This window comes from Streptomyces sp. NPDC090108 (genome assembly GCF_044747185.1).
Taxonomy (GTDB): domain Bacteria; phylum Actinomycetota; class Actinomycetes; order Streptomycetales; family Streptomycetaceae; genus Streptomyces.
This window is the reverse complement of record NZ_JBIVDQ010000003.1, coordinates 501,814-523,717: the sequence shown is the minus strand read 5'-3', so window position 1 is coordinate 523,717 and position 21,904 is coordinate 501,814. Positions and strand designations below refer to the sequence as shown.

19 protein-coding genes are annotated in these 21,904 nt (G+C 72.6%); 9 read left to right on the top strand and 10 right to left on the bottom strand.

The window, feature by feature from the left end; genetic code table 11:
- Positions 1-166 precede the first annotated feature (166 nt).
- Positions 167-493 (bottom strand): hypothetical protein, encoded by a 327-nt coding sequence (locus ACIPRD_RS12500; protein ID WP_401562525.1) that lies wholly within the window; start codon positions 491-493, stop codon positions 167-169.
- A gap of 185 nt (positions 494-678) precedes the next feature.
- Between ACIPRD_RS12500 and ACIPRD_RS12495 the strand changes: the two genes are divergently transcribed.
- The 5 genes from ACIPRD_RS12495 to ACIPRD_RS12475 all read left to right on the top strand — a co-directional run bounded on the left by ACIPRD_RS12495 (position 679) and on the right by ACIPRD_RS12475 (position 6,326).
- Positions 679-1,647 (top strand): STM4015 family protein, encoded by a 969-nt coding sequence (locus ACIPRD_RS12495; protein ID WP_401562523.1) that lies wholly within the window; start codon positions 679-681, stop codon positions 1,645-1,647.
- Positions 1,648-1,763: 116 nt separating this feature from the next.
- Positions 1,764-2,861, top strand: a complete 1,098-nt coding sequence (locus ACIPRD_RS12490; protein ID WP_401563173.1) for an STM4014 family protein — start codon at positions 1,764-1,766, stop codon at positions 2,859-2,861.
- 368 nt (positions 2,862-3,229) lie between these two features.
- Complete coding sequence (locus ACIPRD_RS12485; RefSeq protein WP_401563171.1) at positions 3,230-4,057, top strand: STM4013/SEN3800 family hydrolase; 828 nt, start codon at positions 3,230-3,232, stop codon at positions 4,055-4,057.
- On the top strand, positions 4,054-5,418 hold the full coding sequence (locus ACIPRD_RS12480; RefSeq protein ID WP_401562521.1) for an STM4012 family radical SAM protein: 1,365 nt from the start codon (positions 4,054-4,056) through the stop codon (positions 5,416-5,418). The genes ACIPRD_RS12485 and ACIPRD_RS12480 overlap by 4 nt, the downstream gene beginning before the upstream one ends.
- 11 nt (positions 5,419-5,429) lie before the next feature.
- Entirely contained in the window at positions 5,430-6,326 is an 897-nt protein-coding gene (locus ACIPRD_RS12475) for an STM4011 family radical SAM protein (RefSeq protein ID WP_401562520.1), read from the top strand.
- Between the two features lie 69 nt (positions 6,327-6,395).
- Here the strand turns inward: ACIPRD_RS12475 and sbnA are convergent, their stop codons facing one another.
- Genes sbnA through ACIPRD_RS12450 form a run of 5 tightly spaced genes read right to left on the bottom strand, consistent with a single transcriptional unit; the run spans position 6,396 to position 15,478 of the window.
- On the bottom strand, positions 6,396-7,448 hold the full coding sequence (sbnA, locus tag ACIPRD_RS12470) for a 2,3-diaminopropionate biosynthesis protein SbnA (protein ID WP_356401769.1): 1,053 nt from the start codon (positions 7,446-7,448) through the stop codon (positions 6,396-6,398).
- Between the two features lie 36 nt (positions 7,449-7,484).
- Positions 7,485-8,555 (bottom strand): 2,3-diaminopropionate biosynthesis protein SbnB, encoded by a 1,071-nt coding sequence (sbnB, locus tag ACIPRD_RS12465; RefSeq protein WP_356401771.1) that lies wholly within the window; start codon positions 8,553-8,555, stop codon positions 7,485-7,487.
- Complete coding sequence (locus ACIPRD_RS12460; RefSeq protein ID WP_401562518.1) at positions 8,552-9,556, bottom strand: TauD/TfdA family dioxygenase; 1,005 nt, start codon at positions 9,554-9,556, stop codon at positions 8,552-8,554. The genes sbnB and ACIPRD_RS12460 overlap by 4 nt, the downstream gene beginning before the upstream one ends.
- 41 nt (positions 9,557-9,597) lie before the next feature.
- On the bottom strand, positions 9,598-12,870 hold the full coding sequence (locus ACIPRD_RS12455) for an amino acid adenylation domain-containing protein (protein ID WP_401562516.1): 3,273 nt from the start codon (positions 12,868-12,870) through the stop codon (positions 9,598-9,600).
- A gap of 13 nt (positions 12,871-12,883) precedes the next feature.
- Complete coding sequence (locus tag ACIPRD_RS12450; protein ID WP_401562514.1) at positions 12,884-15,478, bottom strand: Pls/PosA family non-ribosomal peptide synthetase; 2,595 nt, start codon at positions 15,476-15,478, stop codon at positions 12,884-12,886.
- Between the two features lie 733 nt (positions 15,479-16,211).
- Here ACIPRD_RS12450 and ACIPRD_RS12445 point away from each other — a divergent pair.
- Together ACIPRD_RS12445 and ACIPRD_RS12440 are read left to right on the top strand one after the other, a co-directional pair.
- Positions 16,212-16,631, top strand: coding sequence for a hypothetical protein (locus ACIPRD_RS12445; protein ID WP_401562512.1), 420 nt, complete (start codon positions 16,212-16,214; stop codon positions 16,629-16,631).
- Complete coding sequence (locus tag ACIPRD_RS12440; RefSeq protein ID WP_401562510.1) at positions 16,628-17,155, top strand: GNAT family N-acetyltransferase; 528 nt, start codon at positions 16,628-16,630, stop codon at positions 17,153-17,155. Before ACIPRD_RS12445 ends, ACIPRD_RS12440 begins: the two co-directional genes overlap by 4 nt.
- Positions 17,156-17,184: 29 nt before the next feature.
- On the opposite strand, the gene ACIPRD_RS12435 is transcribed toward ACIPRD_RS12440, so the two are convergent.
- On the bottom strand, positions 17,185-17,526 hold the full coding sequence (locus ACIPRD_RS12435; RefSeq protein WP_401562509.1) for a hypothetical protein: 342 nt from the start codon (positions 17,524-17,526) through the stop codon (positions 17,185-17,187).
- Positions 17,527-17,552: 26 nt separating this feature from the next.
- Positions 17,553-17,867, bottom strand: coding sequence for a hypothetical protein (locus ACIPRD_RS12430; protein WP_356401784.1), 315 nt, complete (start codon positions 17,865-17,867; stop codon positions 17,553-17,555).
- Positions 17,868-18,083: 216 nt separating this feature from the next.
- Here ACIPRD_RS12430 and ACIPRD_RS12425 point away from each other — a divergent pair, with 216 nt between their 5' ends.
- Positions 18,084-18,560: a carboxymuconolactone decarboxylase family protein gene (locus tag ACIPRD_RS12425; protein WP_401562507.1), complete on the top strand. Its 477-nt coding sequence runs from the start codon at positions 18,084-18,086 to the stop codon at positions 18,558-18,560.
- A gap of 115 nt (positions 18,561-18,675) precedes the next feature.
- On the opposite strand, the gene ACIPRD_RS12420 is transcribed toward ACIPRD_RS12425, so the two are convergent.
- Together ACIPRD_RS12420 and ACIPRD_RS12415 are read right to left on the bottom strand one after the other, a co-directional pair.
- Positions 18,676-19,203 (bottom strand): NUDIX hydrolase, encoded by a 528-nt coding sequence (locus tag ACIPRD_RS12420; RefSeq protein WP_356401788.1) that lies wholly within the window; start codon positions 19,201-19,203, stop codon positions 18,676-18,678.
- Positions 19,204-19,379: 176 nt separating this feature from the next.
- On the bottom strand, positions 19,380-19,604 hold the full coding sequence (locus ACIPRD_RS12415; protein ID WP_401562505.1) for a hypothetical protein: 225 nt from the start codon (positions 19,602-19,604) through the stop codon (positions 19,380-19,382).
- A 343-nt stretch (positions 19,605-19,947) separates the two neighbouring features.
- On the opposite strand from ACIPRD_RS12415, the gene ACIPRD_RS12410 reads away from it, so the two are divergent.
- A complete protein-coding gene (locus ACIPRD_RS12410) occupies positions 19,948-21,648 on the top strand; it encodes a purine-cytosine permease family protein (RefSeq protein ID WP_401562503.1) in 1,701 nt (566 codons plus the stop codon).
- Positions 21,649-21,904 lie beyond the last annotated feature (256 nt).

The window sequence follows — 21,904 nt, the reverse complement described above, 5'->3', positions numbered from 1 at the left end:
ACACGGCCCCTTGCTCGTCACCGGCCCGCGCATCAGCGCACCGGCTGCCCATCCGCCCCCGGCTTCCGGCACCCCACTTCGCGCGCCGCGCCACACCGCACGCGCCGTACCGCGCGCCCCTGGCGTTTCACCCCGAGCGCCGTCCGGTCCGGGACACAGCACGCGGTCAGTCCGCCACGAGCCGAACCGACCCCGGCACGTACTCCCGCTGCCGGATCACGCGGAACCATCCCCGGGGCAGCGTGATCGCCGCGTGCTCCTCGTGCACCACCCGCCCGCCCTGCGGCAGATGGAGCAGCAGTGGACCGAACGGACCCGGCTCACGTATGAGTTCGCCCGGTCCGACGACCGCGTGGGCGTGACCGGTCACCTCGCCCAGGGCGAGCACCAGGCGACCCCGTGCGTCACGCGGTTCCCGCGGCGCGTGCGTCACATGGGCCGGGACGGCCTCCTCCGTGACGGACACGATCAGGACGTCTCCCTGCCGGTACACGGCTCTCCCCTCCCGCCGGGCGCACCGTGCCCCGGCGTCGTGACCGACCGTACGGGCCGCCACTGACAACGGCCCCCGTCCGCCGCCCCGCCCCGACCCGTTGTCAGTGGCGGTTGGTAGAACTGCCGTACGCGCCGCAACGCGGCCGCACTCTCCGCCCGACCGCCGCACGTCAGGAGCAGCCCGTGAGCACCGTCGACCACCTGCAGGAGCTGTACGGCCTCCGCGCCTTCACCTTCCCCGGGCCTGACGCGAAGGGGGACACCCTGCCCGAGGCGGACGAGGTCGCCTGGCGGATCACCGGTGATGTGTACGGCGATTCGGACGACCAGTGGGACGCGGCCTTCGCCCGGTTCTGCGAGACGGTGGACACCACCCGGGTGCGCGCGATCGTCGTCGGCGCGTGGGAGGAGGCCTACGACACGAGCTGTTCCGGCGTCGTCGAGGCCCTGCTCGCCGCCCGCGACCGGTTCCCGGCGCTGCGGGCGCTGTTCCTCGGCGACATGCACTTCGAGGAGTGCGAGATCTCCTGGATCCACCAGACCGAGGTCGCCGGACTGCTCGAAGGCTTCCCGGACCTGGAGGAGCTGGGCGTGCGCGGGGGAGAGGGACTGGGCTTCTCGGCGCCGCGTCACGACAAGCTGCGCAAACTGGTGGTGCAGACCGGCGGCCTGCCCGTCGCCGTCGTGCGCGGCATCGGCGCCTGCGAACTGCCCGCACTGGTCCACCTCGACCTGTGGCTGGGCACGTCCTGGTACGGCGCCGACAGCGAGGTGTCCGACCTGGAACCGATCCTGTCCGGCACCCGGCTGCCGAGCCTGCGTCACCTGGCCCTGCGCAACAGCGAGATCCAGGACGAGATCGCTGCGGCCGTCGCCTCCGCACCGGTCGTGGCCCGCCTGGAGTCGCTCGACCTGTCCATGGGGACCCTGAGCGACGACGGCGCGGTCGCCCTCCTGACCGGCCAGCCCCTCACCCACCTGAAGTCGCTCGACCTGCACCACCACTACATCGGCGAGCCCGTCCAGGAGCGCATACGGCAGACGCTGCACGCCGCCGGCGTGGAGCTGAACCTCGACCCCGAGGACGCCAAGGACGACGAGGACGTGGACGAGGACGGCACGGTCCAGCGGTACGTGTCCGTGGGCGAGTGAGCTCCCGCTCGCACGGGCCCGCGACGCCGGTCACCGCCGGGCACGCGGCCGCCGGCACCGGCGCGAGGGGCGACGGTGCGCAGCGGCCGTCGGCCGGAACGCCGGGGCGCCTCGCGGTGGTCGGCAACCCCGGCAGCCGGCGGGTCGCGCTGTTCACCGACGCGGTGCGGGCGGCGGGCCTGCCCGGTCCGCGCGTCGTGCCCTGGACGGAGGTGCTGCGCACCGGCGGTGCCGACTTCGGGTCCGAGGAGATCGTCCGCGTCGACTCACCCGGTGAGGACCCCGAGGTGGACCTCCTGCTGCGGGGGGCCGCGGATCCCACCCGTGTCGAAGGCTCGGCCCGCTGGTACGCGCGGTTCATGACGGCCCTGCGTGGCCTGCGCGGCGGTGTCCGGCTCGACGACCCGGGCGAACTGGCGGTCATGTTCGACAAGCGGCTCTGCCACGGGCGACTCGCCGCCGCGGGCGTCCCGGTCCCCGGCTCGCCCACCTCGGGCCCGCGGGGCGCGGCGGTGCACGGCTGGGACGACGTACGAGCGCTGATGCGTGGGCACCGGATGTCCCGGCTGTTCGTCAAACCCGCGCACGGCTCGTCGGCCTCCGGTGTCGTCGCCGTCGAGTCCGCGGGCGGCGGCCGGATCCGGGCCACTACCTCGGTCGAACTCGCCGACGACGGGGCGCTGTTCAACTCCCTGACGGTGCGCCGCTACGAGCGTGAGCGAGACATCGCGGCCATCGTGGACACGCTGGCCCCGGACGGACTGCACCTGGAGCGCTGGCTGCCCAAGGCGTCCCAGCGGGGCAACGCCGCCGATCTGCGGGTCGTCGTCGTGGACGGCCGCGCCACGCACGCGGTGGTGCGCACCAGCCGCTCGCCCCTGACCAACCTCCACCTCGGCGGCCGGCGCGGCGACCTCGGCGAGGTCCGGCGGGCCGTCGAGGCGGCGGGCGCCCGCTGGAGCGATCTCCTCGCGGTCGGCGAACAGGCGGCCGCCTGCTTCCCGCGCACCCTGTGCGTGGGCGTCGACCTCCTGCCGGCCGTCGGCTGGCGCTCGGCCGCCGTCGGCGAGGTCAACGCCTTCGGGGATCTGCTGCCCCGGCTGACCGGACTGCCCGGCAGCGGAGCCGAGGGGCTGGACACGTACGCGGCGCAGGTCGCCGCCGTCCTGCGCCGTCCGCCGTCCGGCGCAGGACCGCTCCGAACCGCCGGCTGACCCCACCGCCCCCGACCGATCCGCCGCACCACCACACCGCCGCGGCCGGGGTCCGGCCAGACCCAGGCCGCCCCGGCCTGAACCGCCGGATGACCACATCGCCCCGCTCCGAACCGCCGCATCACCACACCGCCCCGCCCCGGACCACCACCCGCTCTCCGGCCCCGGACAGGCGGCCCCGCAGCACCCGCACAGAACAGGAACCACCCATGCCAGCGCCCGAACAGCCGCCCGCCCCGGCGTCCGAGCAGCTCCCGCCGGCGTCCGAGCGACCTTCGTACCCGGCGTCCGAGCGGCCCTCGCACCCGTCGGCCGAGCAGCTCCCGCCGTCCACGGCCCTGCCCCTGACCGCCTCCGGCGCGCTCGACATGAACGCGATCGTCGCCGACCACGACATCCTGCTGGTCACGCTCGACACCCTGCGGTACGACGTCGCCGCCGAGCTGGCCGAAGCGGGCCGCATCCCCCATCTCGCCCGGCATCTGCCCGGCGGCACATGGGAGCGGCGGCATGCCCCGGGCAGCTTCACCTACGCCTCCCACCAGGCCATCTTCGCGGGCTTCCTGCCCACCCCCGCCGCCCCGGGCCGCCACCCCCGCCTCTTCGCGGCCTCCTTCGCGGGCAGCGAGACCACGGCCGACGGCACCTTCGTCTACGACACCCCCGACCTGGTCTCCGGCCTCGCGAAGGCCGGCCACCACACGGCGTGCATCGGCGGCGTCGGCTTCTTCAACAAGCAGGGCCCGCTCGGCTCGGTACTGCCCGGACTGTTCCAGGAGTCCCACTGGGAGCCGGAGTTCGGCGTCGCCTCGCCGACGTCGTTCGAGTCCCAGGTGACCCGCGCGGAGCAGCTGATCGGACGGCTGCCCGCCGAACAGCGCCTGTTCCTCTTCGTCAACGTGCCCTCCCTGCACCAGCCCAACTGGTTCCACCTGCCCGGCGCGACCAAGGAGGCCGGAGACTCCCGCGCCACGCACGCCGCCGCCCTGGAGTACGTGGACCGACACATCGGCCGCCTCTTCGCCGCCGCGAGCAGCAGACGCAGCTGTTTCGCGATCGTCTGCTCCGACCACGGAACGGCGTACGGCGACGACGGCTACACCGGCCACCGCATCGGTCACGAGTCCGTCTGGACCGTGCCCTACGCCCACTTCCTCCTCGACCACACCCCCGTCCCCGCCGAGGCCGCCCGATGACGCTCCCCGCCCCGACCGGCACCGACCACGTGGCCCCGTACCAGAGCTACGTGTACGCCTACCCGCACAAGACCGCGTACCGCCGGCTCGACGACCGCCCGCCGCTGAGCACCCTGTGGGCGGACGAGCCCAAGGACGCCCTCTCCCTCTACCTGCACATCCCGTTCTGCGAGGTCCGCTGCGGGTTCTGCAACCTGTTCACCCGCATCGGCGCCCCGGACGGCCTCACCGGCGCCTACCTCGACGCCCTGGAACGCCAGGCCACCGCCGTACGGGAGGCGCTGGGGGAGCGGACACCGGTCCGGTTCGCCACCGCGGCCTTCGGCGGCGGCACCCCCACCTTCCTCACCGCGGCCGAACTGGAACGGCTCTGCGACATCGCCGAACACCGGATGGGGGCCGACCTGCGGGCCGTCCCCCTCTCCGTGGAGGCCTCGCCCGCCACCGCCACCGCCGACCGGCTCGCGGTCCTCGCCGAGCGCGGCACGACCCGGCTCAGCCTGGGCGTGCAGAGCTTCGACGACACCGAGGCGCGGGCGGCCGTACGCCCGCAGCGCCGCGCCGACGTGGAAGCGGCCCTCGGACGCGTCCGGGACACCGCGATACCGGTGCTCAACATCGACCTGATCTACGGCATCGACGGCCAGACGGAGGCCACCTGGCTGCGCTCCCTCGACACCGCCCTCACCTGGAAGCCCGAGGAGCTCTACCTCTACCCGCTCTACATCCGCCCCCTCACCGGCCTCGGCCGCCGCGCCGGGGAGTCCGACCCGGCCTGGGACGAACAGCGTCTGCGCCTGTACCGCGCGGGCCGCGACCACCTCCTCGCGCACGGCTACGAGCAGCGGTCGATGCGCATGTTCCGCCGCGCCGACGCGGTCCCGCAGGGCGCGGACGACTACGCCTGCCAGACCGACGGCATGATCGGCCTGGGCTGCGGCGCCCGCTCCTACACCGCGGACCTGCACTACTCCTTCGACTACGCCGTCGGGATGCACGAGATCCGCTCGATCATCGACACCTACACCGCCCGCCCCGCCGCCGACTTCGCCCGCGCCGAGTACGGACGCCGCATGACCACCGGCGAGGCCCGCCGCCGTCACCTGCTCCAGTCCCTCCTCCAGGCCGACGGACTCGACCTCGCCGGCTACCGGGCACGGTTCGGAGGCCGCCGTCCCGAGGACGACTTCGCCGCCGAGCTGGGCCGGTTCGCGGACCGCGGCTGGCTGGAGGAGCACGGGGACGGACCGGGCGCCGCCCTGCGCCTCACCCCGGAGGGCCTCGCCCACTCCGACGCCATCGGCCCGGAGCTGTTCTCCCCCGCCGTACGGGCCGCCATGGCCGCCTACGAGAGGAAGTGAGCCCGCCACCGATGGACCTGACCCTCCTCTACCGCGGCCCCCTGGCGTCCTGCGACTACGACTGCCCCTACTGCCCGTTCGCCAAGCGGCGCGACAGCACGGAGCAGCTGCGCGCGGACCGCGCGAGCCTGGAGCGGTTCACCACCTGGGCGCGGAGCCGGACCGGGGACCGGCTCTCGGTGCTCTTCACCCCCTGGGGAGAGGGCCTGACCCGCTCCTGGTACCGGCGCGCGCTGACCGGTCTCTCGCACCAGCCGCACATCCGGCGCGTCGCCATCCAGACGAACCTCAGCTGCCGCACCGACTGGCTGGCCGGCGCGGACCTCGGCACGCTCGCCCTGTGGTGCACCTACCACCCGGGCCAGACCCCCTACGACCGGTTCCTCGCCAAGTGCCGCGAACTGGCCCGCCTCGGCGTCCGCTTCAGCGTCGGCGTCGTCGGCCTGCCCGCGCACCTGGAAGCGGCCCGCCGCCTGCGCGCCGACCTGCCCGGGCACGTGTACCTGTGGATCAACGCGGCGGAAGGGCACGTCTACGACGACGCCGAGGCCGCGCTCTGGACGGCACTCGATCCGCTGTTCCCCTACAGCAGGCACCCGCACGCCAGCGCCGGCCTGCCGTGCCGGACGGGGGAGTCGGTGATCTCGGTGGACGGGGACGGCACGGTCCGCCGCTGCCACTTCGTCCGCACCGAACTGGGCAACCTCTACGACGGCTCCTACCGCGCGGCGCTCCGTCCGCGCCCGTGCCCCCTCGCGGCCTGCGACTGCCACATCGGCTACGTCCATCTCCAGTCGCTCCCCCTCTACGACGTCTTCGCGGGCGGCGTCCTGGAACGGATCCCGGCGGCGCCCGGTGACGGCGGCGGAGGGCGGCTCCTGCCGCTGGTCACCCCGGCCGGGGGGTGAACGCCGGATGCCGCCGGCGCGAGCGCGCCGGCGGCATCCCCTGTCACGGCGGGGCCGTGGCCGTCGTCCCTAGGCGGCCGGGCCGTGACCGGAGGTCTTCGACGCGGACTCGTCGGTGCGGGACGAGCTGATCACCGCGTCCGTTTCGGCGGTGATCGCCTTCTCCGGGTCGGCGAGGATCTGGTCGCCGTACAGATCCTGGAGCCAGTTGGTCTGGTAGATGGTGTCGAGGTAGCGCTCGCCGAGGTCGGGGGCGATGGCCACCGCGGTGAGACCGCGGCCGTTGTGCCGGGCCAGCCAGTCGGTCGCGCCGGAGACCACCGTGCCGGTGGAGCCGCCGAACAGGAAGCCGCGGCGGGCCATCCGGTGACAGGCGCGGATGGTGTCCGCCTCCTCGACCCGGATCACCTCGTCGACGTAGGACTCCTCCAGCAGCGGGGGCACCATGCTCATGCCCAGGCCGGGGATCATCCGGCGCCCCGGCTTGCCGCCGAAGGCCACCGAGCCCACGGTGTCGACGGCGACGATCCGGACCGGCCGGTGCCACTGGCGGAAGTAACGGGCGCAGCCCATCAGGGTCCCCGCGGTGCCGGCCCCGATGAACAGCACGTCCAGCTTGGGGAAGGCGCCGGCTATCTCGGGTGCCGTGGTGCGGTAGTGCGCCCGCCAGTTGCCCGCGTTGGTGTACTGGCTGAGCCACACGTAGCGGTTGTCGGACGCGCTCAGGTTGCGCACGTAGTCGATCCGGGTGCCCAGGAAGCCCCCGTTGGCGTCGAGGTCGGACACCATGTGCACCTGGCTGCCGAGGGCCTCCATCAGCAGCCGGGTCGAGAGGTTGCAGCGGGGGTCCGTCACACACAGGAACCGGTAACCCTTGCTCGCGGCGATCATGCTGAGTGCCACGCCGAGGTTGCCGGAGGAGGATTCGACGAGGATGGAGTCGGGCCGCAGGACTCCGTCCCGTTCGGCACTCTCCACCATCTCGTTCGCGGCCTTCAACTTGATGGAGCCCGCGAAGTTGAAGCCCTCGCACTTCAGGTGGAGGGAGCATCCGAATATCGACTCGAGGTCGACGAAGAGACGGCCTTCGTTGAACTCATGGGGAGCGGAAACTACGGGCACGTGTGCCTCCTGGTGCCAGAGCCGAGGACAGGGACCTCAGCCGTAACGGCGCAGGTCGGAGAAGAAGTCGTCGATGAGGTGGAGGTTCCCCGCCCCGGCGGTCCCGTCGTAGACGTACTTGCCGACGGCGAGGTCGAGGACGCCGAGTCCGAAGGGCGAGAAGATCACCGGACGGTCGGCCGGCGGGTGGGAGCGGCCGAGCATCACGTCGTAGAGCGTGCCGTTGAGGAAGTCACGGTTGCCGGTGCGCTGTTCGACCAGGTGCGGGGAGGTGTCGGCCTTCAGGCAGTGCTCGACGTCGTCGACGTAGTTGGCCGAGGCCAGCAGGACCTCGGGAGCCAGGTCGCGCAGCGACACGTGCAGCACCAGCGGGTTGTGCGAGAACCAGGCCTGGGACGTCACGTGCGGCTCGCCCGCGACGGTCGCGAAGACCACGAGGTCGCTGGAGCAGATCAGTTCCTCGGCGGTGCCGTGGACGGCGACCTGCGCGTCGGTGCCGCTCTGCCGCAGGTAGCCGCAGAAGCCCGCGGCGCTGTCGGCGTCCGTGTCGTGCACGCCGATGGAGTCGAACTCCCAGCCGTTACCCGCCAGGAAGGTGTGGATGTAGCGGGCGATGAGCCCCGTGCCGAAGAAGCCGACGCGCCGCGGGCGGGTCCGGGTGCGGCTGAGCCAGTCGGCGGCCAGCGCGGCGGACGCGGCGGTCCTGGTCGCGCTGATGACCGAGCTCTCCATGCAGGCGAACGGGTAGCCCGTCTCCGGGTTGTTGAGGATGAGCACGGCCGAGGCGCGGGGCAGCCCGGCACCCACGTTCTGCGGGAAGCTGGAGATCCACTTGATGCCGTCCACGTGCACCGAGCCGCCGACCGACGCCGGCAGCGCGATGATCCGCGCCGTGGGACGGTCCTCGAAGCGCAGGAAGTACGACGGCGGGTTCACCGAGTCCCCGGCGCCGTGCAGCCGGTAGGTGGCCTCGACCAGCGCCGTGATGTCCTTCTCGCGCCCGCGGAGCGCGTGCTGCACCTGCTCGCCGGAGATCACGGCGAACGTCGGCGCGGGAGCCCCGTCGGTCAGGGGCGCGTGGGTGGGGGTCGACAGCAGGTTGGTCATCGCCGGTTCGCCTCCGGGGTCGCGCAGGAGTCGTCCAGGCGCCGGGGTTCGGCCATGCCGACCACGACCTGCCGCTCTCCGTCGAACGGCTCTCTGCTGTGTGCGGTGCGGATGTTGTCGACGAGCATCAGGTCACCGGCCTGCCAGGGCTCACGGCGGGTGTGCCTGTCGTAGGTGGCGTTGAGGAGCTGGACGACGTCCTCGCCGATCGGACTGCCGTCCCCGTAGCGGGTGTTGAACGGCAGGCCGTCCACCCCGTACTCGTCCACCAGGTACTCGCGCACCTCGGGGGCCAGCGTCCACTCGTTGAGGAAGGCGACCTGGTTGAACCAGCAGCGGGCGCCGGTGACGGGGTGCCGTACGACGGCGGCACGGCGCTGGCGGGTGCGCAGCGAACCGTCCGGCTGCCAGGCGAATTCGATGGCGTTCGCCCGGCAGTAGGCCTCGATGCCGGCGCGGTCGTCCGTGCCGAACGACTCCGCCAGGGACGCGCCGATCTCGTCGTTGTAGCTGCGGGTCAGCAGCCAGCCCTCGCGCTCGAACCGGGCGGTCAGCTCCTCGGGCAGCGCCTGGAGCACCTGCCCGGCGTCGGCCACCGCCGTCGCGCCGGCCCGCTCGGGCGCCGTCAGGCACGCGAACAGCATCAGTCCGGGCACGTCGAGCGCGTAACTCAGCTCGTGGTGCATGCACATGGGCTGGTTGGCGGGCCACGCCGTGGAGGCGTACAGCCCGGGGGCGTAGGCCTCCCGGGGGGCGAAGGCCTCCCGCTCCGTCATGAGACCGCCGGCCAGCTCCGCGAACACCGCGCCGGCCGAGGAGGGGTCGCGCAGGTCCAGGCCGCGGACGACCAGCGCCCCGTGCTCGGTTACCTGGGCCCGCAGCGACTCGCGGTACCGGGCCGCCCAGCCCGGCGCGTCACCGGGGGAGTCCACGTGCAGGATCGCCGGTCTGTCCGGCCGCAGCTCCACATCGAGGGTTGCTGCCAACGGTGAGGACGACATCTCGGTTTCCCTTCGGTTGCCCGCCTGAAGACTCTGCGGGACTAGGAGGAGGCCAGGGGTGCCACGACGCCCAGGACGGCCTGCGCCGCCTCGGCCGGGCGGGTGCGCGGGAAGTAGTGCCCGCCGTCGCCGAGTTCGTGCAGATCCACGTGCTCGGCGAGCAGCAGCCAGTCCCGGTGCCGCCGGGCGTGGCCGGCGGTGTGCGGGTCGTCGGAGGCGACGACCACCGAGAGGGGCGCCGACAGCCGCACCGGCGGCGGGCTCTCCAGCGCGTCCAGGAAGTAGTGGTGGGCCGACAGGCAGTCGTGCCGGTAGGCGGCGCCGATGTGCTCGCAGTGCCGGGCGTTGAGTTCCGCGAGTTCGGTGTAGCCGCTGTCCGCGGTCAGCCGCTCGGCGATCTCGGCGTCGCCGCTGTCCGCCAGTTCCTCGATGGCGGCGCGCCGTTCGTCGGCGCCGCCGAGCAGTTGCGCGCCGACGAACACCCGCTCCACCTCGATGCCGCGCGCCTGGAGCCTGCGCGCCGTCTCGACCGCCGGCGCGGCACCCGAGGAGTGGCCCCAGAGCATCACCCGGGTCAGACCGCGCGCGACGACCTCCGCGGCGACCTGTTCCGCCACGTCCGCGATGGACGCGAACGGCTCCTGGTGGGCGGCGAGATCATGGCCCGGCAGGTCCACGGCGAGGACCGCGACGCCCGTCCCCGTCAACGCGCTCGCCAACGGCTGGTAGTTGACGGCGTTGCCGCCCGCGTAGGGGAAGCACACCAGGGCGGTTCCGGCCTCGCCGGGCGCCGCCGACAGCGGCTGGAGCAGCTCCTGGTGCCGCTGCGGGGTGCCGTCGAGACGGGCGGCCAGGTCGGCGAGCACCGGATGCCGGGTGATGTCCTTCAGGGAGACCGCGCGGTCGAGCGCGATGGTGAGCCGCACCGCCGACAGGGAGGTGCCGCCGCGCTCGAAGAAGTGGTCCTCCCGCCCGAGTTCCTCCTCGGGAACACCCAGCACCTGCGCCCAGGCCGCGGCCAGTTTCCGCTCGGTCGGCGTGAGCGGGGTGCCGTCGGCGTCCGCCGCCACGTCCCCGGGCGCCGTGCGCGGGGTCTGCGGCGCCTGCTCGGCCAGGGCGGTGAGGGCCTTGCGGTCGGTCTTGCCGTTGGCGGTCAGCGGCAGTTCGGGCCGCCAGTGGAAGGCCGAGGGGACCATGTAGGCGGGCAGCACGGCGCCGAGCGCCTCGCGCAGCGTCCGCACGTCCTGCTCCTCGCCCGTGTAGAAGGCGATCAGGTGCTTGCTGTGGCCCGCGAGCTCGGCGCAGACCACCGCGCCGTCCCGTACCCCGGGCACCCGCAGCAGGGTGTTCTCGATCTCACCGATCTCGATGCGGAAACCGCGGATCTTGATCTGGTTGTCCCGGCGGCCGAGGAACTCCAGCTTGCCGCCGGGGTGCCAGCGGCCCCAGTCACCGCCGAGGTACAGCCGCTCACCGGGGTGGTAGGGGTCCTGCCGGTAGGCCTCGCGGGTCCGCTCGGGGTCGTTGACGTACCCTCGGCCCACACAGACCCCGGAGAACGCGATCAGCCCGGGCGCGCCCAGCGGCACCAGCGACAGATGCTCGTCCACGACGTACACCCGCACGTTGTTGACCGCGCGCCCCAGCAGGACGCGCTCCGGCACCGCGTCCATGACCTCGTGGTTGGTGTCGTCCGAAGTCTCGGTCAGACCATAGGCGTTGACCAGCTTGATGCCCGGCTGGATCGCGAACCAGCGCTGGACCAGCTCCCGCTTCAGCGCCTCGCCCGTCACCGAGACGCAGCGCAGGTCGGGCAGTTCACGCGGGTGGCGTTCCAGGTAGGAGACCACGACCTCCAGGTAGGAGGGCACGAGCTGTGCGACGGCGACCCGGTTCTCGGCCAGGGTGTCGACGAAGCGCTCCACGTCCGTGATCACGTCCTGCCCGACCAGCAGCGTCCGGCCGCCGACGAGCAGCGAGGACACCAGCTGCCACAGGGAGATGTCGAAGCACTGGGGCGCGGTCTGCGCGACCACCGACCCCTCGCCGATCCCCAGGTCGTCGATCTTGGCGAAGAGGTGGTTGAGCATGCCGGCGTGCTCGCACATCGCGCCCTTCGGCTCGCCCGTGGAGCCGGAGGTGAAGTAGACGTACGCGAGCTGACCGGCGTCCACCTGGACCCCGAGGTCGTCGCCGGCGTGCGGTTCCTCGTACGCCGCCCCGATCAGGAGGCGCTCGGTTCCCGGCAGGGACTCCAGTGCCTCGTCGAGGGTGCCGGTGCTGCCGGACTCGGTCAGCACCAGGCGGCAGTCCGCGCGGGAGAGGGTGGCCCGGACGCGTTCCGCGGGGAAGTGCGGCTCGATGGGCAGGTAGACACCGCCCGCCTTGAACACCGCGAGCGTCGCGGCCAGCCAGTCGAGATCGCGTTCGGTGACCACGGCGACCACGTCCTCGCGGCCGAGGCCGCGGGCCAGCAGCGCCCGCGCGAGCCGGTTCGCCCGCGCGTTCAGCTCGGCGTACGTCCAGGTGCGCGTGCCCTCCACGGCGGCCACCGTGTCCGGGTGCTCGCGCACCCGCCGCTCGAACAGCTCGTGCGCCCGCGCGTCGGGCAGGGCCCGGCCGGGTCCGGCGAGCCCTTCCAGCTGCTCGTGCGTCTCGTCCGCCGACAGCAGGCTCTGCCGGCTGTGCTCGGTGTCCACCGCGGCCGTCATCAGGCGGAGTGCGGCGAGGTGGTAGTCGCCGATCCGGGCCGCGGCGGCGGCGTCCAGCACATCGGTGCGGTAGCGCAGCCGCAGGCGCAGCCGGCCGTCCAGATCCGACCAGTGCACATCGAGCACCCCGTGGTGGGAGCGCGCGTCCTCGGCCCCCCGGGGGCCGAACACGACCTCGAACGACGGTCCGTCGACGCCGAGTTCGCGCCGCAGCGCGTCCACCGGGAACTCCCGGTGGGCCAGCAGGTCGGCCTCGGCGTGACGGGCGGCGGTCAGCAGTTCCCGCCAGGTGCCGGGGCGGACCGCCAGCCGGCAGGGGAGTGGTTCGCCCCGTACCCCGGCGGCGTACCCCGTCACCACCTCGGGCTCGCCGGACACCGCCGCGAGCACCTTGGCGTGCGCCGCGAGCAGCAGCGCGCTGACGGGTACGTCCGCCTGGTGCACCAGCTCCCTCGCCGCCCGGGCCACGTCGTCCGGTACGGGGATCTCGTGCTCGGCCACTCCGGCGGCCGGTTCCCGCACCCATCGTGGCACCGCGGTGCTGCCTCCGGCGGTCAGCACACGGCTCCAGAACTCCCGGTCCGCTTCCACGCGCGCTCCCATCGAATGGCCTTCCTCAACTCACGGTCGCCGCGGAGGCGTCGACCGAAGACGGAGACGGCCGCGGGCCGCCGGAGTACGGCCGGACGGCCGTTTCCGGCATGTCCACGGCCGGGTTGCCGCCCCAGCGGGCGTGCGGGGGCACTTCCTCGCCCTTCATGAGGAACGAGTCGGGTGCGAGCACCGCGCCGTCGTGCATCGTCACGCCGTAGTGCACGTGCGAGGCGACGCCGAGCGTGACCCCCGCCCCGAGCGTGGTGTGGTCCGACTTGAAGGTGCCGTCCTCCTGCGAGTGGCACTGGATCTTGCTGCCGGCGTTGAGCGTGCACTCGTCGCCGACGGCGGCGAGCGTGCGGTCCGTCATGTAGCAGCCGTCGTCGAACACCCTGCGGCCCACACGGACCCCGAGCAGCCGCCAGACGAAGCACTTGAACGGCGTGCCGTTGAAGATGTTGAGGTAGTGGTCCGGCACCTTCCACAGCCGTTCCTGGAGCCAGAAGGACCGGTCGTAGATCGAGCAGAGCTGCGGGCGCAGGCGGCGGAACGTCATGATGCTCCGCTCCACCACGACGTAGTACAGGGTGGAGAACGCCAGCGTCAGCGCCAGGTATCCGGCGATCACCACGTGCCCCACCGTGCCGTAGAGGTCGACGGAGGCGAGGCCGAGCAGCGTCAGCCCGAAGGTCTGCAGCCACCGCACGCCGAGCATGAGGCTCATGGAGCGCAGGTTGTACCGGTTCTTGGCGGCCAGCCGCCGGCGCAGCGTGTCGCCGGTGCGCAGGTCGTCGAACCGCGAGTCGCGCTCCACCGAGCGCGGGATCTCGAAGCAGGGGGAGCCCAGGAGCCCCACGCCCTCACGGATCTCGCCGTCGAGCGGCACCATCACCTTCGTCGCCAGCAGGCAGTTCTCACCCGTCCTGCCGCCGGTGGGATAGGCGATGTTGTTGCCGAGGAAGTTGTTCGGGCCGATCACCGTCCGGGACACCCGGAAAGAGGTGGCGGAGTAGTCGGCGTTGATGATGGAGAGCCCGTCCGCCACCATCGTCCCCCGGCCCACGGTGACCAGCAGCGGCGTCTCGTGCTGCAGCTCGGTACCGAAGTTCGACCCGGTCTGCTCGACGTGGGACAGCCGGTAACCGATGCTGCGGAGGTAGTGCACGATGTAGGAGCTGTCGCCGAAGAGCCACGCGTAGAACTTGGGATTCGTCATCCTGGCGATGGCCCGGTGCGCGGCGTACTGGAACCCGTAGAGCGGGTAGACCCGGTCCGGCTGGACGGTCAGGGCCAGCAGGCGCGGCACCGTGCACAGCACGACGAAGCCCACGACGACGAGGCCGAAGAACAGGACGCAGGAGAGAATCAGCGCGTCGGGGATCAGCTCCGAGGGGGCGACCGTCTGCTGCGGGTCGAGCCGCCTGCCGATCGAGGGCACCTCGGTGAAGAGCATGTACAGCCCGCCCACGGCGAGCGGGATGTACACGAAGAACAGCTGGAGCAGCGCGACGAGGGCGAACCGGGCGCGTCGCCCGCTGCCGCACGGGGCCGGCGCCACCCGCAGGTAGTCGACCTCCGTGGGCTGCCCCGGCGTCCCGTGCCAGTGCGCGCCGTCCGGGACCGACTGGCCGCGGTAGAGCGCGGAGGAGTGGCCCAGCTGGGCCCCGTCGCCCATCGCGGTGTCGATGTCCAGGACCGTCTTCTCGCCGATGTACACGTCCCGGCCGAGAGTGACCCGCCCGGTCTCGATACGGCCCGCGTGCGCGCGGTAGCCGAGGAAGAACGCGTCCTTCCGGATCACCGTGCCGTCGCCGATCGTCAGCAGGTCGGTGCAGACGGGGACGGAGTGGGACAGGATCGTGACGCCCTTGCCGATCCGCGCGCCGAGCGCCCGCAGGTACAGCACGTACAGCGGATTGCCGATGAAGAGGATCATCGGGTTGGCGTGCAGCAGCACCTTGACGAGCCAGAAGCGTATGTAGGCGGTTCCCCACAGCGGGAAGTCCTCGGCCTTCCAGCGGCCCACGAGCAGCCATTTCGCGATGACCGGGAACACGCACAGCGCGACGAATCCGCCGCCGCCGAACAGCAGCGACCGCAAGTAGATGTCGGCCACACCCGTACCGGTGGCGATCCACTCGTATCCCCGCGCGGTGACGAAACCGGCGACCAGCGAATAGGCCAGGAAGGCCAGCAGCTGGAAGGTTCCGCAGAGGAAGTGGGCGCGTGCGCCGACCGGCTCGGCCGGCCGTTCCGGTAGGGGAGGCGCGGCCGCCGGCGCGGTGACCGCGGAGTCGGCGGGGTCCGGCGCGGTCGTCGCGAGAGCCGCGGCGAGCTCGCGGATCGTCGGGTACCGGTAGATGTCCTTCATCGACGGCGACGGCAGGTCCGGCAGCTTCCTGACCCGCGCGCAGAACTGCGCCATGACGAGGGAATTGGCGCCGAGGTCGTCGAAGAAGTGACTGTCGACCGTGACGCGTTCGGCGCCCACGACGCCTGCCAGCGCCGCTGCCAGCTTCTGTTCGGTCTCCGTCCCCGTGGGGTCGGCGGGGCCCCGTCCCGCGACGGTGCTTTCGCCCGGCGCGGATATGTGGACCTCGGAGGACTGCTCCACCATTCGAACTCCCGGAGGACGTCTGGATCGCCGATGGCGGCCGGTGACGGGTCCGGGTCCGTGAGGACCTGAAGATCGGCCCGCCGGGCCATCGGAAGCTCGAGATCCGTTTGTTCCCTGATCACGAACCGCCGAGATCAGTCTCGGCCCGCCCCGGTGAGGTTGCCACTTCGAGACGATCACCGCGGGAGGCGGGAAAAGCCTTGCTGGGCCTGATTTCCCGGGTTCTCCGCAGCACCGGGGCGCTGGATGGATCACCCGAATGGGCGCCCGGGGGCGGGGCCCGGCCCGTGCTCGGGGAGGCCCGCGGGCAGCTCCCGCGGTTCCGCCGCGGGGCCCGCACACCGAGGCGGCGGGCGGTGCGCGGACCGGTGTCCGCCGCCCGCCTTCGTCACGCGCCGTGACGGTTCGGCAGGGGGTGCGGGTGCGCCGTGACGGTACGGCGGGGGAGACGGGCGCGCGGCGTTCGCGGCGGAGGGCGGGGCACGCGCGCGGCGTTCGCGACGGACGGCGGGGCAGGCACGCTCCCGTCCGCCGCCGAGGGCACGGGGCGGGGGTGCGCCGTACGGGACGGAGACGGAGGGCGGGGCGGCGCCGTGGGCCCGGTCGTCCGGGGCGCGGCCGCCCGGGGGCGGCGAGGGGTGCATCCGGGCGCCGAACCCCGGACGACCGGGTGCGGCGACGGGTGCGGGGGAGACGGCCCGGGGCCCACCGCCTCCGGCTACCGTTGCTCCGCATGACCCACACCGAAGCAGGGATCAGCGCGGACCCGGTCCGGGAGCCGCTGCGCGACCAGCACCCGGATCCTGCCGACCGCTCCGTCGAGCTCGGTGCGCGTGGCGGGGACAACCGGTCGTGGCGGCTCGGCGACGACCTCGCCGCCGCCTGGCTCCCGCTGCCGGCCGGCGCCGTCGGGCGCTTCCACCAGGCCTGCCGGCCCGCTCCGGACGACGCGACCCTGCGCCGCGCCCGGGGCCGCGCGGTCCTCCACGCCCTGAGCTGCGTGCGCATCGGCGACGCCGGAGCGCACGGCGGTCCGGGCGGCAAGTCCACCTGGGGGCCATCGGGCCACGCCGCGCCGAGACGCCGCACCGCGACGGCCGCGAGCCACGGAAGCCGCGGTGTTCCGTCGGCGGGGCCGGAGGGAGTCGCGTGAGCCGTGTCGTCGCCGACGTCATCGCCACCGGGCGGCTGGACCTGCTGCCCCTCCTCGTCGAGCACGCGGACGACATGGCCGAGGTGCTGTCCGACCCCGCGCTGCACACGTTCATCGGAGGCGTCCCGGAGACCCGGCACGCCCTGCGCGCCCGGTACGAGCGGCTGACCGCCGGCTCACCCGATCCCGGCGTCTCCTGGCTGAACTGGGTGATACGGCTCCGCGGCGAGGACCGCCTGACGGGATTCGTCCAGGCCACCGTCGGCCCCTCCGCGCGGGGTTCCGTCGCCGAGATCGCCTGGGTGGTGGGGACGCCCTGGCAGGGCAGGGGCATCGCCCAGGAGGCGGCCGGGGGGCTCGTCGACTGGCTCGGCCTGCGGCGGGTGGGCACCGTCGTCGCGCACATCCACCCGGACCACCGGGCCTCCGCCGCGGTCGCCCGCGCGGCCGGACTCACGCCCACCGGCGAGGAGCACGACGGGGAGATCCGCTGGCGGCTCGGCCCTCCCCGGCACGACCGGTGACCGCGCGGGAAAGGCCGGACCGTATGTCCTCAGCAGAACCAGCCGTCCTGGACCCAGCCGTGACGGTTGATGTCGCCGTACGCGAAGCCGTACGCCCAGCCGGACTGCTTGCTCTCCACCTGGAAGGTCTGTCCCTTGTAGAGGGTGCCCATCCAGGCGCCGCCGGGGTCGGTACGGACGAAGAGGTCCTGGGCGCAGACGGTCTCGCGTTGCCCGACCGTGCCGTTGGTGGCCTGGGCGGGCGCGGACCCGAACAGCAGGACGGACCCGAGGGCGGCCGCGAGCGCCGCCGCGCGGAGCGCGGGCCGGGCGCGGAGGGAGGCGAGCGCGCGCGGGGAACGTGCGGAGCGGGCGTTGCGCAGTGCGGACATGGTGTTCCTTCCCGAGTCGCGCCGGCTCACCAGGAGCCGTAGCCGCCGATGCATTCGATGCGTACGTAGCCCCAGTCGTTGGGGCCGAAGTCGAAGGTCGCGGCCCAGCCGTTGTAGACCGGGTGGACCCCCGGCGTGTGGCCGACCTTGTCGCCGTAGGGCAGGGTGCGGACGAGACCGCTGGGGCCCGAGGCGCTGTCGTAGTTGGCGTAGAAGCTGGCGCTCTGGCAGGTGATGACCGCGTGCTCCGGAACGACCACCGCGTGGGCGGGGGTCTGGAGCAGCGCCGTGACGGCGACCGCGGTCGCGGCGGCGGCAAGGGCACGTCCGATGTACGGCATGCGCATCGACTCCTCGTGGATGACGGCTGGTTCGCAGCCGGCACACGATAGCCCGTATTGACATGACCGCAACAGAAGGCCGGGCGGGGCTCCTCGCGGCGCGGACGCGCGACGACGCCACAGCGAGACGCGCGTCACACGCGCGGATGTCACAACTCGGCGGGCCCTCCCGTCGTACAGGTGTAACCGCACACGACAGCACTGGAGTTGATCACCGTGGAAGCTCGTCTGAACGTCATGGCAAGCCCGGTCGCGGCCAAGGCCCTCAAGCACATCGTCGCCGCCGCCAACGCGCTGTCGGAGTCGACCGTGCCCGCGGCCACGCGTGAACTGGTGATGCTCAGGGCCAGCCAGATCAACGGCTGCGCCGGATGCATCGACATGCACACCAAGGAGGCCGTCGCGGCCGGGGAGAGCGCGGTGCGCCTCAACCTGGTCGTCGCCTGGCGCGAGGCCACCGTCTTCACCGAGGCCGAACGTGCGGCGCTGGAACTGGCCGAGCAGGGCACCCGGATCGCCGACGCGGCAGGGGGTGTCCCGGACGAGGTGTGGGGCAATGCCGCCAAGTACTACGACGAGGACCAGCTCGCCGACCTGGTGGTCCTGATCTCCGTCATCAACGCCTTCAACCGCGGGAACGTCATCACCCAGCAGCCGGCCGGTGAGTACCGCGTCGGGCAGTACAAGCACTGACGCGGCGCCACGGCGTGCCCGGGGAGCCGCCTTCCGGAGGTCCGGGGGCGGGCTCCCCGCCGGGGTCCGGGGCGGTGCCCCCGCCGCATGCCGCGCGCGGCGAGGGCCGCCTCGGTCACACCGGCCGGCCCTCCCGCAGGCAGGCGACCGAGCCGGAGACGGCGGCGGCGTGCAGGACACGCAGGGTCGCGGCATGGGAGGGCGCGAGCGGCGCGTCACCCAGTTCGTCCGGTGCGAAGAGGCCGTGGCCGTCGTGCTCGGAACTCAGCCGGACCAGATGCAGGTCCTCGCGGATCCCGCCGTAGAAGTAGCAGTCCAGTACCGGGCCCGTGCCGCAGACGTCCGCGCGGTGGTCGATCCCGATGAGCCGGGGTGCCGCGTCCAGCCGGATGCCGGTCTCCTCGTCCAGTTCCCGGCACGCCGCCGTGGACGGGTCCTCGCCGTGGTCGAGCATGCCGCCCGGCAGCCACCACCGGCCGTGGTCCGGCTGGTTCGGGCCGTAGCGCAGAAGCAGTAACCGGTCGCGCCGGTCGAGGACGAGGACGCACGAGGCGACGAGCGCCTGCGGCTGGGTCCTGATCCACTCCTCACGCGGCATCCAGGTGCCGGTGGCCGTGTCACCGGTGTCCTCGGTCGTGGTCATGCGTCGCTTCCCGGGAAGGTCCCGCGGGCGCCGGCGGTCCGTGGACCGGACGGGTCCGGGAACGACCCGGCGGTCCGCGGATCCCAGGATGGCGCGGGCCGGTACGGAGCCGCCACACCCCGGTGAGGTGCGGCGGCCCGTCCGCGCGCCGTTCCGCTCCCCTCGGGAGCCTCCCGCTACTTGTCCCCGGAGGTCTCGTCGTCGTTCCAGCGCGGGTCGGTGTCCCACTGCTCGCTGTGCTCGTGCGCCGTCTCCACCGCCCTGGAGGCCTCCTCCCTGGACGCGTACGGGCCCAGGCGGTCGGCCGCACGGCACTCGGGGCCCTTCTCCACCGTGTGGTGCTTGAGGCAGTAGAACCAGTCGCCCGACGGGCCGGAGTCGCGGTGCTCGTTATCGCTCATACGATCATCGTGCCCGACAGTGACGGGAACAGACACTCGATCGTGGTGGCGATGCTCTCCCGGCCGGATGACCTGCGCCGGGTGTACGGCCCCGCGCCCGTGCGCCGCCCGTGCGGTACGTGTGCGACGCCACGCCGATGCTCCGCGTGCACGGCCCGTGCCCGCCGCGCCGGACACCGCCGCGGCTCCGGTGAGGTCGCCCCCGCCCGGCCCGCCCGGCACCTCGGCGCCCCACTCGGAACCTCCCCTTAAAGGTGCCGAAACGGCGGAGCAACGCCACGGCGCGAACCTTCCGGCAGCGGCCCGGGGTGTCCGGGGCGCTGCGTGGGAAGAGGGGAGAGCCGTGACCGAGATCGTCGACAAGCGGGCCGCGTCGCAGGCGCCGCCGAGCGGGCGGACGTACAACGAGTGGGCGAAGAACGACACGTTGGAGGACTACTCGCTGCGCTACGCGCCCAAGTCCTTCCGCCGGTGGACGCCGTACGTCGTGGCCACCACGGCCCTGGGCGGGATCGCCTACCTCGCCGACTTCGCCATCGGCGGCTCGATCGCGCTGTCCCACGGCTTCTCCAGCGCCATGGTGGCGATCCTGACGGCCGCCGTCGTCATCTTCCTCACCGGCGTGCCGATCTCGTACTACTCCGCCAAGTACTCCATCGACATGGACCTGTTGACCCGGGGCGCGGGCTTCGGGTACCTCGGTTCGACCCTCACCTCGGTGATCTACGCCAGCTTCACCTTCATCTTCTTCGCCCTCGAAGGCTCGATCATGGCGCAGGCCCTGGAGCTCGGCCTGCACATCCCCCTCGCCGCCGGCTACATCGTCTGCTCGCTGATCATCCTGCCGCTCGTCGTGTACGGCATGACCGCCCTGTCGAAGATGCAGGTCTGGACGCAGCCGGTCTGGCTGGTGCTGATGGTCGCGCCGTTCGTGTCGATCGCGGTCCAGGAACCCGGGAAGTTCTCGGAGTTCACGCACTTCGCCGGCGACTCGCCGACCGGGTCGACCGTCAGCATGCTCGGTGTCGGCGCCGGCGCCGGTGTCGCCCTCTCGCTGATCGCTCAGATCGGTGAGCAGGTCGACTACCTGCGCTTCATGCCCGACAAGACCCCCGAGAACGGCAGGCGTTGGTGGGCCGCGGTGCTCGGGGCCGGTCCCGGCTGGGTGGTGCTGGGCGCGCTGAAGCAGATCGGCGGAGCCTTCCTGGCCTTCTACATCGCGGGCAGCGTGGGGCTGGGCAAGGCCAACGAGCCCATCCAGCAGTACGTCCACGGCTTCGGCACCTTCGCGGCGCCGGTCGCCCTCGGACTCGCCACGTTCTTCGTCATCCTGTCCCAGGTGAAGATCAACTCGACCAACGCGTACTCGGGTTCGCTGTCCTGGTCCAACTTCTTCTCACGCCTGACGCACCGCCATCCGGGGCGCGTGGTGTACATCTTCCTCAACGTCGGCATCGCCCTGGCCCTCATGGAGGGCGGTGTCTTCGGGTTCCTCAACACGGTGCTCGGCTTCTACTCCAACGTGGCCATCGCCTGGATCGGCGCGGTCGTCGCCGACCTGGTCGTCAACAAGCCGCTGAAACTGAGCCCTTCGTACATCGAGTTCAAGCGGGCGCACCTCCACCACTTCAACCCCGTCGGCTTCGGTTCGATGCTGGTCGCCTCGGCGGTCTCCATCGCCGCCTACTTCGAGGCGTTCGGGGCCTACGGCAAGGCGTTCTCCCCGTTCATCGCCCTGTTCCTGGCCATGGTCCTCTCGCCCGCCCTCGCGGTGCTCACCAAGGGGCGCTACTACATCGCCCGCGCCGACGACCTCGCCGAACCGCCGCTCGCCGCCGACGGAACGCCGTCGGCCGTCACCCTGACCTGCTCGGTGTGCGCGACCGGCTTCGAGCGCCCCGACATGGCCAACTGCCCCTTCCACCACGGCGCGGTCTGCTCCCTGTGCTGCAGCCTGGAGAAGGACTGCCACGACATCTGCAAGAAGGCCGCGGCCCCGGGGCCCGTCGCCGTCGCCCCGCCGGTGCTGCGCACGGCGGACTGACCTGGGAACGGGTAAGCGGGGGCCTGAAGAGGGTGGTGAGCCCGGGGTGCCCGGGGTGCCGTGAGCTTGGGGTGCCCGGTGAGCCGGAGGGCCCGCCGAGTCCGTGGGCGGCCCGGGGGAGAGGCGGTCGGGGGCGGCGTGGAGGAGCGACGTCCCGCGCGCCGCCCGGGCGCACCCGGCCCGGAATCCTCACGCATGCCCCGGCCCACGGTGGGTACGCGGGGCGGGAGCACGCCCGGGCGGCGTCCCGTGCGTG